This window comes from Cohnella terricola, assembly GCF_007786475.1.
Lineage (GTDB): Bacteria > Bacillota > Bacilli > Paenibacillales > Paenibacillaceae > Cohnella > Cohnella terricola.
In genome coordinates, this window is record NZ_VNJJ01000008.1 from 208,050 (window position 1) to 225,674 (window position 17,625).

Annotated in this window: 19 protein-coding genes; 12 read left to right on the forward strand and 7 right to left on the reverse strand. The window is 53.7% G+C overall.

Translation table 11 applies throughout. The annotated features are described in order from the left end of the window. Window positions 1-19: 19 nt before the first annotated feature. Entirely contained in the window at window positions 20-943 is a 924-nt protein-coding gene (locus FPZ45_RS15935) for a M15 family metallopeptidase (RefSeq protein ID WP_144703796.1), read from the reverse strand. Window positions 944-1,135: 192 nt separating this feature from the next. Here FPZ45_RS15935 and FPZ45_RS15940 point away from each other — a divergent pair, with 192 nt between their 5' ends. Then, window positions 1,136-1,780: a sensor domain-containing protein gene (locus tag FPZ45_RS15940; protein WP_144703798.1), complete on the forward strand. Its 645-nt coding sequence runs from the start codon at window positions 1,136-1,138 to the stop codon at window positions 1,778-1,780. Between the two features lie 30 nt (window positions 1,781-1,810). Here the strand turns inward: FPZ45_RS15940 and FPZ45_RS15945 are convergent, their stop codons facing one another. The 3 genes from FPZ45_RS15945 to FPZ45_RS15955 form a co-directional block, all read right to left on the reverse strand. After that, window positions 1,811-2,119 (reverse strand): winged helix-turn-helix transcriptional regulator, encoded by a 309-nt coding sequence (locus tag FPZ45_RS15945; RefSeq protein ID WP_144703799.1) that lies wholly within the window; start codon window positions 2,117-2,119, stop codon window positions 1,811-1,813. Window positions 2,120-2,440: 321 nt separating this feature from the next. Next, window positions 2,441-3,253 carry a histidinol-phosphatase gene (locus FPZ45_RS15950; RefSeq protein ID WP_144703801.1) on the reverse strand — a complete coding sequence of 271 codons (813 nt, stop codon included), beginning with the start codon at window positions 3,251-3,253 and terminating at the stop codon, window positions 2,441-2,443. A 23-nt stretch (window positions 3,254-3,276) separates the two neighbouring features. Beyond that, the gene (locus FPZ45_RS15955) at window positions 3,277-4,179 is read right to left on the reverse strand and encodes a LysR family transcriptional regulator (protein ID WP_144703803.1); all 903 of its coding nucleotides are present in this window, start codon (window positions 4,177-4,179) and stop codon (window positions 3,277-3,279) included. A gap of 201 nt (window positions 4,180-4,380) precedes the next feature. On the opposite strand from FPZ45_RS15955, the gene FPZ45_RS15960 reads away from it, so the two are divergent. The 3 genes from FPZ45_RS15960 (at window position 4,381) to FPZ45_RS15970 (ending at window position 7,994) form a co-directional block, all read left to right on the forward strand. Then, complete coding sequence (locus tag FPZ45_RS15960; RefSeq protein WP_144703805.1) at window positions 4,381-5,976, forward strand: MDR family MFS transporter; 1,596 nt, start codon at window positions 4,381-4,383, stop codon at window positions 5,974-5,976. Between the two features lie 5 nt (window positions 5,977-5,981). Next, on the forward strand, window positions 5,982-6,557 hold the full coding sequence (locus tag FPZ45_RS15965; protein WP_144703807.1) for a PadR family transcriptional regulator: 576 nt from the start codon (window positions 5,982-5,984) through the stop codon (window positions 6,555-6,557). 180 nt (window positions 6,558-6,737) lie between these two features. Then, window positions 6,738-7,994, forward strand: coding sequence for an MFS transporter (locus FPZ45_RS15970; protein WP_144703809.1), 1,257 nt, complete (start codon window positions 6,738-6,740; stop codon window positions 7,992-7,994). A 21-nt stretch (window positions 7,995-8,015) separates the two neighbouring features. Here FPZ45_RS15970 and FPZ45_RS15975 read toward each other — a convergent pair whose 3' ends face one another. Further along, window positions 8,016-8,972, reverse strand: a complete 957-nt coding sequence (locus FPZ45_RS15975; protein ID WP_186438417.1) for a zinc dependent phospholipase C family protein — start codon at window positions 8,970-8,972, stop codon at window positions 8,016-8,018. Between the two features lie 114 nt (window positions 8,973-9,086). On the opposite strand from FPZ45_RS15975, the gene FPZ45_RS15980 reads away from it, so the two are divergent. From FPZ45_RS15980 to FPZ45_RS15990, 3 genes are all read left to right on the forward strand, one after another. After that, on the forward strand, window positions 9,087-9,545 hold the full coding sequence (locus FPZ45_RS15980) for a chemotaxis protein CheX (protein WP_144703813.1): 459 nt from the start codon (window positions 9,087-9,089) through the stop codon (window positions 9,543-9,545). A gap of 109 nt (window positions 9,546-9,654) precedes the next feature. After that, a complete protein-coding gene (locus FPZ45_RS15985) occupies window positions 9,655-10,437 on the forward strand; it encodes an SDR family NAD(P)-dependent oxidoreductase (RefSeq protein ID WP_144703884.1) in 783 nt (260 codons plus the stop codon). Between the two features lie 13 nt (window positions 10,438-10,450). After that, window positions 10,451-11,962, forward strand: a complete 1,512-nt coding sequence (locus FPZ45_RS15990; protein WP_144703815.1) for a DEAD/DEAH box helicase — start codon at window positions 10,451-10,453, stop codon at window positions 11,960-11,962. Between the two features lie 186 nt (window positions 11,963-12,148). Here the strand turns inward: FPZ45_RS15990 and pdaA are convergent, their stop codons facing one another. Further along, window positions 12,149-12,931: a delta-lactam-biosynthetic de-N-acetylase gene (gene pdaA, locus FPZ45_RS15995; RefSeq protein WP_144703818.1), complete on the reverse strand. Its 783-nt coding sequence runs from the start codon at window positions 12,929-12,931 to the stop codon at window positions 12,149-12,151. Window positions 12,932-13,121: 190 nt separating this feature from the next. Between pdaA and FPZ45_RS16000 the strand changes: the two genes are divergently transcribed. From FPZ45_RS16000 to FPZ45_RS16020, 5 genes are all read left to right on the forward strand, one after another. Then, on the forward strand, window positions 13,122-14,420 hold the full coding sequence (locus FPZ45_RS16000) for an S-layer homology domain-containing protein (RefSeq protein WP_246120469.1): 1,299 nt from the start codon (window positions 13,122-13,124) through the stop codon (window positions 14,418-14,420). 126 nt (window positions 14,421-14,546) lie between these two features. Next, entirely contained in the window at window positions 14,547-15,338 is a 792-nt protein-coding gene (locus FPZ45_RS16005; RefSeq protein WP_281284906.1) for an ABC transporter ATP-binding protein, read from the forward strand. Then, entirely contained in the window at window positions 15,331-16,611 is a 1,281-nt protein-coding gene (locus FPZ45_RS16010) for an ABC transporter permease (RefSeq protein WP_144703821.1), read from the forward strand. Before FPZ45_RS16005 ends, FPZ45_RS16010 begins: the two co-directional genes overlap by 8 nt. Before the next feature lie 360 nt (window positions 16,612-16,971). Beyond that, window positions 16,972-17,163, forward strand: coding sequence for a hypothetical protein (locus FPZ45_RS16015; protein ID WP_144703824.1), 192 nt, complete (start codon window positions 16,972-16,974; stop codon window positions 17,161-17,163). 62 nt (window positions 17,164-17,225) lie between these two features. Continuing rightward, window positions 17,226-17,462: a hypothetical protein gene (locus tag FPZ45_RS16020; RefSeq protein ID WP_144703826.1), complete on the forward strand. Its 237-nt coding sequence runs from the start codon at window positions 17,226-17,228 to the stop codon at window positions 17,460-17,462. 41 nt (window positions 17,463-17,503) lie between these two features. Here FPZ45_RS16020 and FPZ45_RS16025 read toward each other — a convergent pair. Then, on the reverse strand, window positions 17,504-17,625 hold a 122-nt coding region (locus tag FPZ45_RS16025), incomplete at its 5' end, for an IS3 family transposase (RefSeq protein WP_144703829.1).

Consider the following 17,625-nt stretch of genomic DNA (forward strand, 5'->3'; position numbering starts at 1 on the left):
GCTCTCCTGTCCGCTTCGATTAAGCTTTCCGATTGATGGAAGAGGCAATATCGTCGAAATATTCTTCAAGCGTTACGTTCTTCTTAGTAATGTCCTTAGCAACCTCTTTTCCTACATAGCGTACATGCCACGGTTCATACGAATATCCCGTTACCGTTTCTTTACCCTTCATAAAACGAATGATAAACCCGTGATCAGCCGCATGCTTGGCCAGCCACTTGCCTTCCTTCGTTTTTCCGAAGCTTTCCTCGAGACCGTATCCGACGCTTGCGCTTGAGACGTCCATCGCAAGGCCCGTCTGATGCTCGCTCTGTCCGGGCCGTGCGCTGGTGCGATTGGCGACCTCTTCTCCTTTGGTGTTGGCGTTATTCTCGAAAATTGATTTTTGTGTGGCGTAGGAGCGATATCCGGAGACGGCCTTTAGCTCGATGCCGTCTTTCTCGGCGGCCTTAAATAACTTTTCCAGCGCTGCGGCCGCTTCTTTGCGCATCTTTTTCTTCGGAGAATTTCCCGAAAAAGAGAAAGCGACATCAGGGACGACAAGGTCCCGAGGCTCGTAATTCGCTGGCAGGTTGCGTTTTTTGTTGACAAGCACGTACAGGCTTGACGTATTGGTCACGACGGGAAGCCCGTCTTTATTTTTCTCGATCGTAAGATTAGGCAAGCTGTCGGCCAGTAACGCGGCAATCGCCGGTTTGGTTGCGCCGGAACCCGCGTTATCGACTGGTTTGGTCGGCGGCGATGTTTCCACGGGATTGGTTTCTATCGGATCGGGCGTCGAGGGATCATCGGTAGGCGGGAGCGAGATGCTCGGTATGGCTGTCTCGGTTTCGCCGGAAGGCGAAGCTAGCGGCGTGGCATTGCTGGGGATATGGGTCTGCCTGTACCAGATTCCGCCGGCGATCGCGACTCCGAGAACGATAATTACGGTGCTTTTTTTCATCTTTCTCTCTCCTCAGAATTTCGGTTCTGAGTGAAAGATTAATAGAAAGATGTTTCCGCGTTATATCGACATGTTTCGAAGTTGTAAACTTAACTAGACTTAAGTCTAGCGAAGAACCGTTCGACAGCCAAGGGATCAGTTCCGGAATTTCCCATATGATAGAGGAGTCGATAAGAGATCGGGGAGAAAAAGATGATAAACAACAGTAAACAGGCTATTGCCGTCTGGAAAGTTTTTATTGGAAGCCTGCCGCGGGGGATCGCGACATTCGTCATTGCGATAGCGGGGTTAAGCGTAGGGCTTTCGCTTGCCATCTTCTTTATCGGACTGCCCATTCTGGCCGGGATGCTCATTGTTTGCGAACGGCTGCTGGGGGTGGAAATCCGACTCCTGAAGAATTGGGAAAATCCTGCGAATGAGTCGAAGGACGAGCCGTTCCGCATATCGGAGATTCGACACGATCAGAGGCTTAAAGGTTGGCGAGGATGGATGGAGGTGCTCGGCAATCCACAATATTATCGCAGCTTGGCATACGGTATAGGGCAATTCCCCGTGTCGATCCTTGCGTTCGTTATGGCGATCATCATTCCCGCTACCGGTTTTGGACTCATGCTGTCACCAGCCGCGGAATGGGTCAGCACCCATATGTTCGCGTTCGATTTATTCGAAAAGGACATGTTCATGAACGGGTTGTTCCCGGATTGGACGAGTCAGCAAAGGGCATGGTTTAATACCGGGTTAGGCGTGATTCTGGTAGCGGCGACTCCGTTCCTATTGAGAAAACTGGGCGGCTTATACTCGGCTTGGATTCATTGGATATCGGGGCAGAGAGCATAACAAAAAGCGGACCGTTTCGGTCCGCTTTCGTTACATCCAATTCTCGCCCCAGTTTTGAATAGATTGGATGACTTCTTCAAGGCTGTGGCCTTTCTCGGTTAATTCATATTCAATGCGCACCGGCATTTCCGGATAAACCGTACGAGTCAGGATCCCGGCAGCTTCAAGTTCCTTCATGCGATCCGTCAGCATTTTATCGCTCATATCGGGAATTTGCTCTTTAATATCCTTAAAGCGCTTTGGACCTCCGAGAAGCACTCGGATAATAAGCCCGGTCCATTTCTTGCCCAACAACTCGGCGGCTGATTCGTACTTGGGGCACATTTTGGAATAGTCCATACCGATTCCCCCTTTAACGTTATATTAACATATCCACTACAGAAAAGTAAGTAAAAATGAAGTCGGGGATCGAACTGCCGTAATTTGGTTCTTTGTTACACAAATGAAATATATCTGTGATCTTCCTGTCGCAGAGACAGGTTATCATAATGAACAAGACCCCCTTTTTTCATATGTTAGAAGCCTGCCAACGGTGGCAGGCTTCCTTTTTTTATCAATCAGACAGGATAAGTTTTGAATGTCCCTTTTACCTATCTGATTGCTCGATACAAACGTATACCGCCGTCAAAGGACGGCGAAGCCGTTTTACTTGGAACGAGCTTACAGATCCACAAGCACTTTGCGTTTCTGGCGGAAAAATACCCAGCGGCGAAACCCGATCTCGCGAAGCCGATTCCGAACAAGCTCCCATTCGTCTCCGACGCGCCCCGGAAGATGAGCGTCCGATCCGAAAGTGACGTCCGCTCCGAAGTGAAGAGCGCGTTCCAGAATCGCGTCGGAAGGATACCAGCCTCCGCAATCCTTCGTCTTGCCGCTCGTGTTGATCTCGATGGACAGATCGTTCGCGGCAACCGCTTTAAGCGCCTCGTCGATCTCGGCTTCCGCGCCGGCGATATCTGCGAACCCTGGATAATATCCCTTCATCGCGTCGATATGCCCGAGCACTTGGAATAACCCGCTATTCGCCGATTGTCGAATCAACTCGTAATAGTGCTTTTTCTCGTCGAGCTGTGCGGCTTCTCCTTTGTCTTTCCACCGGTTGCGGTTAAAGATGCTTACCCCTCTCGTTTGATGCACGGATCCGATAATGTAATCAAACGGATAGGGTTCGTATGATGCCCTATACAATTCGAGCTGGTCGGGATAGAAATCGGACTCCACGCCGAGAAGAACCTCGATTCGATCCTTATATTCTTCCTTCAGGCGGAGCACTTCCGCCACGTAATTCGGAAATTCGCTTCTGGCCATCGCGATTCCGGGGCTTGGGTGATCTTTTTCATGGGCAAAATAAGGCGAGTGGTCGGAGATGCCGATCACGTGCAGCCCGGCGCGAATCGCCGATTCGATATAATCCTTGATGTTATCCGATGCGTGTCCGCATCTGTCGTGATGAGTGTGCAGATCGAATTTCATGGGAATCTCTCCTTGCGGTCTCTTTATTCGCTTCCGATAAACTGATCTTCCGGCATGCCCTTCAAGTCGTTCAGGAATTGGCGCATCGCGCTGTTTACGTACCGGCTGGACTTGGTCATGACGCCAACGGGGTGGCTGACGGCCAATTCTTCGACGGGAATCATTTTCAGCGTTCCGCGGCGTACTTCCTCCGCTACGGACAGCTTGGATACGACGGCGGCGCCCAAATTGAGCTCGACCATGCGCTTGACTTCTTCGCTGCTTCCAAGCTCCATGACGATGTGAGGCTCGACGCCGTTCTCGCGAAAAACTTGTTCCGCAAATCGACGCCCGAGCGTGTCCGGAGACAAGAGGATCAGAGGGACGTCTTTCAGCATGCTGATCGTAATTCTATTGGCGCTTGCTAACGGATGTTTGGGGGAGATGACGAGTTCGAACGTATCGTAGTACAGCACGGAAGTTTCCACATGGGGGCTTCTATCGGTCAAGTAGCCGATGCCGACGTCGACCGTTCCGTTCTCAACGCTGGATAATACTTGAGCCGAGGACATGGAGAGAATGCTCGTTTTAATCAAAGGAAACTGGTTTTGAAAATAGGATAACACCCGGGGCAAAATCTGAATCGCGATCGAGGTCGTCGTCCCGAGGATAATATGCCCCTGCGGCACCTGGTTCAAATCCGACAGCTTCTGTTTCAGTTGCTCTACGATCTCCAGAATTTGTTCGGCGTGCTCCAGGAACACCTGTCCCCGATCCGTCAATGTCACGGGATGGTTGCGATCGACTAATATGGCCTTGAATTCTTCTTCGAGACTTTTGATTTGCGCGGATACTGCGGGCTGTGTTAAGTTGAGCATTTCGCCGGCTTTGCGAAAACTCAACGTCTTGGATATCGTAACTAACGTCTCCAGTTGGCTAATGTTCACCTATTCGCCTCCTTGAGTATTGAATTAATTTATCAGCGCCACGTATAGATATAAAAAGGATTTGTCGTTACTTCCATTATAGGGGATTATTTTTCTCATCGCAAAGGGTTTACTTTTACTCAAATTTGAGTATAATCTCAATGTGTACTCAAATTTGAGTATTCAAGAGACTGGAGAATTTGGGGAGGAAACGAATTCCTAATGGATGTTAAGAAAAGCAATACGAAGCTGGTTGTCGCGGGGCTTTTGCTAGGTCTGTTCATGGCCGCGCTGGACCAGACGATCGTCTCAACGGCGATGACGACAATCATCAAGAAGCTGGGTGGGCTTGAGAGCTTTGTTTGGGTGTATTCCGCCTATATGATCGCGATGGTCGTATCGACGCCTATCTTCGGTAAATTATCCGATATGTACGGACGGAAAAGATTTTTCCTGATGGGCCTGATTTTGTTCCTGGGCGGTTCGATTCTGTGCGGTACCGCGCAGAATATGGATCAATTGATCATTTACCGGGCAATTCAGGGGATCGGCGGAGGCGCTTTGATGCCGATCGTCTTTACAATCATTTTCGACTTGTTCCCGGCCGAGAAGCGCGGCAAAATGATGGGGCTGTTCGGTGCCGTTTTCGGCATTTCCAGCGTGTTCGGTCCGATCATGGGTGGCGCGATTACGGATCACTTAAGCTGGCGATGGATCTTCTACATTAACGTTCCGATCGGACTGTTGTCCATTTTCTTCATCACGAAGGCGTACCACGAATCTAAAATCTCTCGTAAACAAGTGATCGACTGGGCGGGAGCGATTCTGCTCACGGGCGCGATTCTGTGCCTCATGTTCGGGCTCGAGCTTGGCGGCACGGACGGCTGGGCGTGGGATTCGACGAAGACGATCTCCTTGTTCGTAGGCTCTGCTGTTTTATTGGCTTTATTCCTATGGGCGGAAAGCGTCGCGAAAGATCCGATCATCAAGCTTGACCTGTTTAAGAAACGGCTGTTCACGAGCAGCATGGCGATCAGCCTTCTGTACGGGGGAGTGATGATCGCGGGAGCGACGTACATTCCGATCTTCATTCAAGGTGTCTTCCACAAGACAGCGACGGAAACGAGCACGGTGCTGACGCCGATGATGCTCGGCGTCGTACTTAGCAGCCAGATCGGAGGCCGGATCGCGACTCGTTTCAGGTATCGCGACGTCATGCTCGTCTCCGCGCTTACGCTGCTTGTCGGAACCAGTCTGCTCGGCTTCGCGATGGATACGGAAACGAGCCGTCTGATGATTACTTTGTTTATGGTCGTCGTCGGGTTGGGGATGGGCGTATCTTTCTCGCTGTTGAATATATCAACGCTGAACTCCGTTCCTCCGCAATACAAAGGCTCCGCCTCGTCGCTAATTACTTTCTTCAGGACGATCGGCTCCGCGCTTGGTGTTACCGTATTCGGAACATTGCAGAAGCATGATTTTCAACAAGGCGTGCAGCAACTTCCGAACATGAACCCGGAGCTGGCCGAGCATATCAAGGGCGGTCAAGCGCTGCTCGATCCTGACATGCAGGCGAAAATCGGTCTGTCTCCGGAGATCGTAAACGGGCTTCTGGGAAAATTGGCGGACTCCATTATCTATATTTTCCAATGGTCCGTTATTCTACCGGCGCTTGCTCTTGTGTTCGTACTGCTCATGGGGCGTGCGCGCATGGAAAAGACCGCTCCTGGTCAACAAGGAACTCCGGGCCAGCAAGATGGGCAAGGATCGAAGGCGGAAGCGGCAGGCAAACCGGAACCTTCGTATAATCGGAGCTAGAGCGTATGTCCATTCGTTTGATCATTCTCGGCTTGCTTACGGAGTGCAACCGACATCCTTACGAGATCAGGCAAGCGGTCAAGGCGAGAAACTGGCATATGACTTTTCGGATAAAGGACGGATCTCTATATTACGCAGTGGATCAGATGAGGGAAGAAGGCTTGATCGAAGTCGCCGAGACGATCCACGTTCAAGGAGACAACCGTCCGGACAAACTCGTATACAGGATCACGGAGAAGGGAAGGAGCGCGCTGCTGGATTTGATCTACGGCGAGCTCGGCCAGGAATTTTATCCGCAGCACCCGATGTTCGCTTCGCTTCCGTTCGTTCGTTATGCCGATAATCGGCTGATGGAGCCGATTATCGCGAAGCGGCTGGAGGCGTGCGAAGAAAGAATTAAGCATGTGAGCCGGGTGTTGGAGATCAAAGGGGAATGGCTGCCGCGTGGAGCCGTGCGCATGATTCAAGGGATGCTGCGCTTCAGCGAAACGGAGCGCGATTGGCTGCGTGAGCTGCTTGAAGACGCCAGAACGGGGATGTTGACCGACAATGGCGACGTGCCCGACCAACATCCCAATTAAATGAGGCGCAGAAACCCGGAACGCGAGACGGAGGAATACCGTCCCTGTCGTTCCGGGTTTTCTAACGGGTTAACGCTGTATTAAATCTAGTTAAAGCGATAAGTTTCTAAAGGAAAAGAAACGGTCCTTGTCGAAAGTAACCGTCAAACCGCGCTGAATAGCGAGAAAGGCGACTTCCTCATGGACGACAAGAAAAAAATCAATGCCTGGGTGATGTACGATTGGGCGAATTCGACGTTCGCGACGACGATTATGGCGGCCGTCATGCCAATCTATTTCATCAAGGTCGCGGGCGGAACGGACGGCAGCTGGAGTTTTACGCAGACGGCGGCAGCGATCATTGTCGCGCTTCTATCCCCGTTGCTTGGAGCGATCGCGGATCATACGGGCCGGAAAATGGCGTTTCTGAGGGTGTTCAGCCTAATCGGAGCGTTTGCCAGCGTTGCCATGGCGTTCATCGGTCCGGGGGATATGTGGCTGGCTTCCGTGCTGGTCGTCATCGGAATGATCGGGTTCGGCACGGGCAATACGTTCTATGACGCGTTACTGAACGATGTGTCTTCTCCGGCTCAGAGAGAAAGGGTAAGCGCGAGGGGATACGCGTTGGGGTATTTGGGCGGCGGAGTGCTGCTGGCGATCAACTTGGGACTGATTCTCGGCTGGGAGTCGATAGGTCTGCCGGACAGCACCGCGGCGTCGCAAATCTCTTTCGTCATGGTGGGCGTCTGGTGGGTCGTGTTCTCTTTGCCGTTATTCCGGAATTTGAAGGATCCTAAGCGGGCGCAAGAAGACAAAGGAACGGCCGCCGCTCATCTGAGATCGGGAATGAAGCGGCTCAAGACGACGTTCTCCCAGATCAAGAAATATCCGGAGCTGCTGAAGTTCATGCTTGCGTACTGGTTTTTCTTCGATGGAATCAATACGATCATTGTAATGGCCGCCAGCTATGGTACGACCATCGGCATCGAAGATAACCATCTGATCGCCGCGCTTCTCATTACGCAGTTCGTAGGTTTCCCGGCTTCTCTGCTATTCGGCAAGCTGGCAGATCGCCTCGGAAGCAAGCGGATGCTGTACAATTCGCTTATCATCTATCTGATCATCGTGGTATTGGGTTATTTCATGACAAGCGCGCTTCACTTTTACTTGCTTGCCATAATGGTCGGACTGGTGCAAGGAGGCTCGCAGGCGACGTCCCGGGCCATATTCAGCAAGATGATCCCCCCAGGGCGTACCGCGGAATTTAACGGGTTTCTGAGCTTTACGAGCCGGTTTTTCTCTTTTGGCGGACCGCTCGTGTTCGGGCTCGTGAAGCTGATCAGCGATTCCAGCCGATCCGCTCTGCTCGCCGTTGCTTTTTTCTTCGTCGTTGGTATTATTCTGCTGACGTTCGTGAATTTAGCCAAGGGAGAGCGGGAGGCCGAGCAAACGTTATAGAGACGGAACCGTCCCAGCTCGCTAAGCCGGGACGACGGAATCCGCGTATACGATCGAAGCGCTGCCGCAAGGCAGTCCGGTCTCATAGGACACGTCCCCGAGCAGCCCGCTGAAACGAATTTTCAGCCGGGCTGCTTCTTCGTGTTCGCCGTTAGCGGAGGCGATCAGCCAACGGATGCCTGCCGCGGTTGTCGCCTGGCCGTCCTCAAGCGCCCGGTCCCAGAGCTCCATCGCGCTTTCCCGACGTATGACGGTCCGATCGGTCGGATCGATCCATTCTGCCCGGGAATCGTTCAGAACGTCCCAATCCGGCATTCGCCTTGGCGGAGAGAACGGCGAGAGCTGACCGAACGCGAACCGGGATTTCCAACCGCTCGGATCAAAGAACAGCTTCTGGGCCTGAATCATCTGCGCAACGGCTTGATCAAGCCGTTCTGCCGAGATGATCTCGCCGAGAACGGGATAATTGCGCGAGACGATGCGCAAGAAATCGGGGGCAAAACCGCCAGGCAACTTGCCGCCCGTGTCGATTTCCGGAGCGACGGGGGTCTGGCCGGTATGGATTCCCGCCCGACGCATAAGAATGACCGAGTCCATCGCCGTTTCGTAGCGCTGATGGTGCCATTTTTTGAATCCGGAACGGCTGAATACGAAAGGATGAAGATGACGATCGAGTACATGATGCAGCAAAAAACCGATCGTGTACGCGGTGGCGGGATCGTGGAGGGGTCTCTCGCCGACTGCTTCGAACATGGAGATCAGGAACGGTCCGCAGTTCGCAGAGTGCATCATCGTCCCGAGCTTATTTAACGGTGTCGAGGTTTTCCATGGCAGATAATGATCATAGAAAAGAAAATCGGGACCTTGGCACCCGAGCTGAAAAGCGATTTTCCACTCCTGAAGTTCCAAGTGCTCGGAAGCCTTGATAGACCTTAGGACTTCCTTGCCGAATTGGATATGGGCCCAAATGTTCGGCACCAATCTTCCTCCTTTGACAAAAACCAGTGTACTTGTACCTATGATTTCAGTATAATGAAAGAAAGAAGTTACGGCTAGCGGTTCACTCCTAATAGACAAGGGGCGCGTACAGACATGAAGGCTGAGTACATCAACCCGTTTTTGGAATCCGCGCGTATGGTTATCGAACAGATGGTTCAAATTCGTCCGAGCACTGGCCAACTAGCGGTTAGGGACATCAAGTTCGCCGAAAATCATGTGTGGATTCAGATTGGACTGACAGGCCACTTGACCGGCGATATCGTCTTCGGACTAAGCGAATCCGTTGCTCTGCGGATCGTATCCGCCATGATGGGCGGTAATACGATAACCGAGATCGACGACATGAGCAAGAGCGCGATCTCCGAACTAGGCAACATGATCAGCGGCAATGCCAGCACGATGTTGTTTAACCAAGGCGTTCACGTAGACATTACGCCTCCTAAAATCATGGGTTCGCATTTTGCCTCCGCAACCGGTGCGACGCGCGCTTTGGCGGTACCTCTCATCATGGATGGAATCGGAGAAATGGAAATTCAAGTCCTGATTGCTTAATACATACGTTTTATCATATGATAATCTAGAGCAAGACCGCCCCGTGAGGGGCTTTTTTCGTGACGAAAGTCCTTTGCCCAATGCGTATATCGTTCCGGGAGGGGTAATGATGAAGGTAGATCTGCGTGGGAAAGTCGTGCTCATTACAGGGGCTTCCAGCGGAATCGGGGCAAAAGTCGCGGTGTTGCTCGCCGAGAAAGGCGCTGTTCCCGTTCTTACGGCGCGTTCCGTGGATAAAATGTCGGAACTGGCCGCTAGCATCACCGGTGAGCACGCGATCTACGGGATGGACGTTCGTTCGGACGAGCAGGTGGAGCGTGTGCTCTCGCAAGCTCTCGCTCGTTACGGTAAAATAGACGTACTGCTGAATAATGCGGGTTACGGGGAGTTCGTCCCGTTCACCGAAGCTCCTATTGCCCATTTTCAAGAGATGATGGACGTCAATTATATGGGAACGGTGCGTTGTACGCGCGCGGTGCTGCCTTCGATGTTAAGCTCCGGACAAGGCCATATCGTCAACGTGGCGTCGATGGCGGGTAAGATGGCGACCGCGAAGTCGACCGCATATTCCGCAACCAAACACGCCGTTCTCGGGTTCACGAACGCTTTGCGCCAAGATTTGCGAGGCACCGGAGTGGCTGTGTCCGCGGTGAATCCGGGACCGATCGATACGCCGTTTTTCAATCGGGCGGATCCTGGCGGGCAATACGTTCGTAATATCGGATGGTTTATGATGTCGCCCGACAAAGTCGCGAAAGCGATCGTGTCGGTAATCGAACGGCGCAGACCGGAACTCGATCTGCCTTGGGCCGCATCTGTCGGAGTTAAGTTTATGCAATTGTTCCCGCGAATCGGATCGGCTCTATTCGGGGGATTTACGAATCGGAAGTAAGGGGTTGCAAACGATGAGTTTTCAAGAATTAGGTTTAGGGGAGGCGCTCGCGGGGAAGCTTGCCGCTTCCGGAATCGAGCAGCCGTCCGAGGTGCAGAAGCAGGCGATTCCCGCGCTGCTCGCCGGCAAGGACGGCGTATTGGTATCGCCGACCGGCACGGGCAAGACGTTGGCTTATTTGCTGCCATTGTTGCAGCAAATCGATGGATCGCGCAAGGAGGTTCAAGCGCTCGCGCTTGCGCCGACACAGGAGCTCGCGATGCAGATCATGCGCGAGGCGGAAGCGTATGGCGCGGCTCTTGGCATTAAGGCGGTCGCTCTGATCGGCGGCGCTTCCTTGTCCCGGCAACTTGAGCGGATGAAGAGCAAGCCGGCGCTAATCGTAGGCACTCCGGGACGCGTGCGCGAGGTGGCGAACACCCGCAAGCTGTCCCTTCATGCGGTACGTTTCATCGTCGTGGACGAGACAGACCGGATCTTCTCGCTCGGCGGCAAGAACGATGTCGAACACTTGCTGAAGCGATGCGCCCGCGAACGGCAAACCGTTTTCGTCTCGGCGACACGTTCGGAAGCGATGAAGGAAGCGGAACGAAAGTGGCAGAAGGACGCATGGATCTCCGACGTCACGGAAAAAGAGAACGAGAACGGGTTGTCGTCGACGTTGCAGCACTGGTACTTCCTCGGAGACCGGCGGGACAAAATCGATCTGGTGCAAAAAATCGTCCGTCATATGAAGCCGTCTTCGGCGCTTTTGTTCGTCAACGATACCGAGAAAATCGGAGAGTTGCAGGCGAAGCTGCGCTATGAAGGCTTTTCGGTCGATGCGTTGTACGGGGATACGCGGGGACAAGAGCGCGGCGAAGTCATGCAGCGTTTCCGCAACGGTCGGACGAAGCTGCTAATCGCGACGGACGTTGCGGCCAGAGGGCTCGATCTGCCGGGGCTTCCCCTTGTGATCCAATTGGAGCCGGCTCTAGACGCTGACCACTACGTGCACCGTTCGGGGAGAACGGCGAGAATGGGCCGCGAAGGCACGTCGATCACACTCATCGCCCCGGAAGAAAGATTCATGATCGACAAGCTGGAGAAGCAACTCAATATCCAGGTTCAACCGAAGATGCTGTACGAAGGACGCGTCGTGTCTTACGAGGAGGGCGTGGCGCGCCGAAGCCGAGGCGCCTCTGGACGCCAGCCGCAAGGGGCCGGTGCGGATGCGAAGGACGCTCGCCCGGTATGGAAGTCCAAAGCGGAGTATTTGGCGGGGCTAGAAGCTCGGCAGGCGGCCGAGGCGAAGCCGCGATCGCGGCGCGTGCCGGAAGGAAAGCCGGCCACGGTCGGTTCCGCGCAAGCAGAAGGTTCCGGGCGCGAGGCGAAAAAGCCGGGCCTGGCGGCTAAGCCGGCACAGCCACCGGTCAAGCCTGCCAAAAGCAAGGTGAAACGCGCACGCGAACAGAAGAACAAAGGCGCTCCGAAGTGGTTGAAGGCGAAGCGGGAAGCGGGCGCGACAGACAAGCCTTCGGAATAGAGGCACGACGGAAGAATGCATAAGGAGAGGCTGTCCCATCGGTCATATGTGACCTTGGGGCAGCCTCTCTTGCCATTTTGCATGGCTGGCACGGTATTCTTCTTGCCAAGGCACTTTAATGGCCTTCGTTCGCACGCTGTCCCGGAAACGAGCCCGCCAAGGCACATTGATGTCCTGCGCGCGTATTTACCGGTACGTTTTTTTGGCGAGCCGGTCCAGGCTATGGAACTCGTAACCCTGCTCACGCGCCGCATCGATCATGCGTCCGAGCGCCTCGGTATTGTCCTTGGATACGGAGTGCAGCAGGATGACGGCTCCCGGATGAAGCTGATTCATGACGCTGTCATACGCGTACCGCCAGCCTTGCTGCTTATTGACTTCCCAGTCCCGGTAAGCAATCGACCAGAATACGCCGGTATAACCGAGCTGGCGGCAAACGTCGAGCATTCGGCCGCTGAAAATTCCCCGCGGGGGACGCATGTAACGCATTTCCTTCTGATCCGTGAGCTGAGCGACTTCGTCTCGGACTTTGTCCATCTCGCTTCGGATGCGTTCGGCCCCTACTTGGCTCAAGTCGGGGTGGCTCCAGGAATGGTTGCCGACGATATGGCCTTCCCGAACCATTCTTCGCACCAACTCCGGCTGATCCTTGATGAAATGCCCGGTGACGAAAAACGCCGCTGGCACGTTCTTATCCTTAAGAATATCGAGGATGCGCGGCGTATAACCGTTTTCGTAGCCGTTGTCGAAGGTCAGAAACAATTCTTTTTTCTCCGTATCGCCCAGAAATATGGCCTCTTGCCCTTGCAAGACGGACATGAAGCCTTCATCCGCGATGGAAGGAAGAGAGCCGTTGCGGCTTTTCTTGAAGCCGAAATGGTAGGGGTTGTGCTCGTGGGCGGACGCCGTGCCGGACAATAGGATGCCGATCGCGGCCGTCGCAATCAGGACGATTCTAATGCTGCGCATGAATGAACGTTTCACTCCTCGTTACGGTCTATCTTCATTACGTTGAATCCAAAGGCGCAAAATTATTCATCCACTCGTACTTTAGGCTTATTTTTATTCTAGGACCCTCCGATAATCGATCCGACTCTCGAAAAGTATAGGCGTACGGTATTTATCCGTGAATACGTTACGTAAAGGAGAGACGATCCTCATGAATCAAAACCGGTCGATCTTAAAAAAAACCGCGGCGGCTACGCTAGCGCTAACCATGCTTGCTGGCGGGGCAACAGGCGCCATGGCATCGGCGGATGCAAAACACGGCAATAACTGGAAACAGGAAGAAAAAAAGAAGCAACAAAATAACAAGAAACAAGAAAATAACAAGAAACATGAAGAGAACAAGAAACATGAAGACAACAATAATCAAGGCGATAAAAAGAAAGGTTCGTCCATCACCATTAACTTGAACTTCGGCGATCTGAACGAGCAAGAGTGGAAATGGGCCTACGATCACATTATCCGGCTTGCCTCCAAAGGTGTCTTTAACGGATATCAAGACGGCAGCTTCAAACCGAAGAACAACATTACGCGCATCGAAGCGTTGGTTGCGGCAGTCCGCATGCTCGGTTTGGAGGAAGAAGCGAAGAAGCCGGAAAACATGAATGCCCATCTGAACTTCAAAGATTTTGATCAACTCAAAAAGAAATACGGTTGGGCGGTCGGTTACGTCACCGTAGCTTTGGAGAACGATCTATTCTCCGAAAACGACATGGTCGTTCAAGCCGAGAAACCGGCAAACCGGCTATGGGCGTCCGTGCTGCTCGTTAAAGCGATGAAACTGGATGCCGAAGCGAAGAAAAAGATGGACACGGTGCTGCCGTTCCGCGACGCGAAAGAGATTCCTGCCGGATCGGTCGGTTACATCGCCGTCGCGTTGGAAAAGAACCTGATTACCGGTTACAACAACAATACGTTCCAACCAAACAAACCCGTTACGCGTGCCGAACTGGCCGCTCTGCTGGATCGCGTAGATCAACAGCTTCCGGAAACGAATAACGCCCAAGCGATCAACGGAACGATTCAGGCTATCGCAAACGGTGCAATCACTGTGAAAAAGGCGGATAACACATCGGTAACGATTCCGGTGGAACAGAACGTATTTATTTTCCGCAAAGATACGAAAGTTCCTGTGTCTGCCCTGCAAGCCGGAGATGAAGCGCTTGTGCGGACGTTTAACGGAAAAGTGATTTTCATTGAAGTGACCAAACCGGCCGAAGCGCACATCTCGTTCGTCGACAGCGGGAAGGTCAGCTCGTTCACCTTAAACGAGCAAGGCAAGATCGCAACGATCTCCTTGACCAAAGAAGTTAACGGTACTGTGCAAATCGTCATTTTCAACGTTGATCCGAATGTCGCGATTACGGGAAATGCCGGCGTATTGTCTCCTAATCTGAACGTTATCGTCAAAGGTGCGAACAATCTAGTTCAGTCGATCGAAATCGTAGCTTAATCTCTTATACTCTCCCAAAAGGAAGAGGACCGCTCCCCCGGTCCTCTTTTTTGTATGCGACGCGCTTGACCGCTATAATAGAAAGAAACGAATGAACGTTGCGTCGTCGCGAGGGGGTACGATAACGTGGGTTTGCGTCAAGACATTGGGCATCAAACGGCAGCGCTTCGAATCACGGAGTTAACAGGCGGGTATAGCCAGCGGAAACCGGTGCTGCACGGCATTTCCATGACGGTTAACCCCGGCGAAATGGTCGGGCTGATCGGATTAAACGGAGCCGGCAAGAGTACGGCGATCAAACATATTCTCGGTTTGATGGTTCCGCACAGCGGCGAGGTCCGGGTTGCGGGCACGACATTGGAGGAGAACCGCGATCTTTATCGTTCTTCCGCTGCATACGTGCCGGAACAGCCGTCTTTATACCCTAATTTAACGGTTAAGGAACACCTGCAATGGACGGCTATGGCGTATGATCTAGAGCAAAAGGTCGCCTTGAGCCGTTCGGAAGAACTGGCGCGAACGTTCCGAATGACGGAGGCGATGAACGCACTGCCGGATACTTTGTCCAAAGGGATGAAGCAAAAAGTGATGCTGATGAACGCGTTGCTCGTCAGCCCGGCGCTGCTCATTATCGACGAGCCGTTCCTTGGACTTGATCCTCTTGCGATACGAGGTCTCGTGGCTGCCTTGGACGAAGTTCGCGAACGTGGAAGTGCAATATTGCTTAGCTCGCATATTTTGTCGGCGTTGGAACGTAAAGCCGATCGGTTAGTCGTACTGCACAGAGGGCGGATCATAGCCGAGGGCACGCCTAAGGAAGTCAAGCTGCTGGCCGGCTGCACCGAACCGGAGGCGACGCTCGACGACGCGTTCGAAGCGCTGGTCGTGAAGGCGGAAGGGGGGCGCCCGCTTGTTTGAGCAGGAGCGGGAAGATCGGCGCGGTTTTATGCGTGCACTTCGCCAAACCCGCGCGGCCGCATTCCGGAATGAGATCGTTCCGTACTTTCGATACGTATTCCAGAGCGGATTCGGTCTGTTCGTCTCGGCGATCTTTTTCGCGGCTCTGATCGGGTACGCGGATCTGATTAAAGCCGTTCCCGAACATTGGCCAACGAAGCTGGTCGGTATTGCGGCGCTTACCTTGGCGGCGATTCGAGCGCCGCTTCGCGCCTATTTCCGGCCTGCCGACGCCGTTTTCCTGTTGGCGATGGAAAGCAGGCTGCTGAAAGAATACATACGGCCGGCATTGACGAATGCGATCGTCGCCGCAGCGCTTAGAACGGTTGCCATCTTCGCGTTGTTCGCGCCGATCTATGCTCGTTCGGCGCAGACGGCGGATATCGCCGCGTCTCATCCTCCCGCGCTGATGGGAGCATTGTTCGCGGTGATCGCCGGCTGCAACGTATACGGCGGCTGGATGGAGCGCAGGTTAGCGGCTCGGACTTGGCAAAGGGGGCTTCGCCTCGCAAGATGGCTGCTCACCGCAACGGTGGTAGCGGCTTTGCTGCTGAAGCCGCTGATGTGGGCGATTCCTTTCATGCTCATCAGCATGGCGGTCGTTGCGCTCGCGTGGCGTTTGCCCGCCGGACATGCCCTTCCTTGGGAAAGGCTGATTGAAGAGGAAGCGGCAACGCGCCGGAAGTGGATGGCCTTTCTTAGCTGGTTCGTAGATGTGCCTTCGGAGGCGTCCAAACCCGCTATGCGCAGATGGATCGCTTGGGCGGGTGATCTCTTGCCTTGGCGGCACCGGTGGTCATGGCATTATTTATACGCAAAAGTGTTCCTCAGAGGAGAAACGTTCGGCGCGATCTGGCGTTGGGTATTGCTTTCTGCACTCGTCATTATCGTATCGGGCAGCGCGCTTGCGGATGTGATCTTGTATGTCGTTTCTATCGTAGTCATCGGATTGCAACTAAGTGAGCTAAAAAGGGTGCGCTTCGTCGAGACGGCGGCCACGCTTCCGGTCGCGCCGGAGGGCAGGCTCGCAGCTGCCTCGGCGATCGCTCGCGCGGCAGGAGTCTCCGCCGCTCTGTTGCTTGGCTTGGTCGGAATATTAACGGTCGGTTTGGGAGCGGAACATGAAACGTTGAGGCTGGATTACTGGCTGCCTTCTATCGCCTTCGGCTTGTTATGGTGCGGATGGTGGATGCCCCGAAGAATCGCGAGATATAAGGACGAGGACGAATGGTAGGCGAGGCGGATGTAACGGCCTGCGAGACCGCTAAACCGCACGCTGAGGGCCATCCCGCCGAAATAACGGTTTGGGAGACCGCTAAATCGCACGCAGAGGGCCATCCCGCCGAAATAACGGTCTGGGAGACCGCTAATCGCACGCAGAGGGCCATCCCGCCGAAATAACGGTTTGGGAGACCGCTAAATCGCACGCTGAGGGCCATCCCGCCGAAATAACGGTTTGGGAGACCGCTAAATCGCACGCAGAGGGCCATTCCGCCGAAATAACGGTCTGGGAGACCGCTAAATCGCACTAGAGGTCCATTCCGCCGAAATAACAGTCTGCGAGACCGTAAGAGCGCCAGTTGGCGGGGTTTTGGTGGTTGTAAGGGTCTGCGAGACCGTAAGAGCGCCAGTTGGCGGGGTTTTGGTGGTTGTAAGGGTCTGCGAGACCGTAAGAGTGCCAGTTGGCGGGGTTTTGGCGGATATAACGGTCTGGGAGACCGTAAGAGCGCCAGTTGGCGGGGTTTTGGCGGATATAACGGTCTGGGAGACCGCTAAATCGCACTAGAGGTCCATTCCGCCGAAATAACAGTCTGCGAGACCGTAAGAGCGCCAGTTGGCGGGGTTTTGGTGGTTGTAACAGTCTGCGAGACCGTAAGAGCGCCAGTTGGCGGGGTTTTGGCGGATGTAACAGTCTGCGAGACCGTTACAGCGCCAGTTGGCGGGGTTTTGGCGGATGTAACAGTCTGCGAGACCGTTAGAGCGCCAGTTGGCGGAGTTTTGGCGGATGTAAGGGTCTGCGAGACCGTTAGAGTGCCCGGTGGTGGGGTTTTGGCGGATGCAAAATGGCGGCGCAAGGGAGAGTGAACTGCACCCCGTCAAGTAGACAGTCTAATAAATAAAAGCCATTAAGCGGCCTTGGTCCTGAACTGTATGGGACTGAGGCCGTTTAGTTTTTGCTGCAATCGTTCGTTATTGTAAAAGTGCATGTAGTCATCAATATCGTTCTTCAACTGCTCAAAAGTCTGGT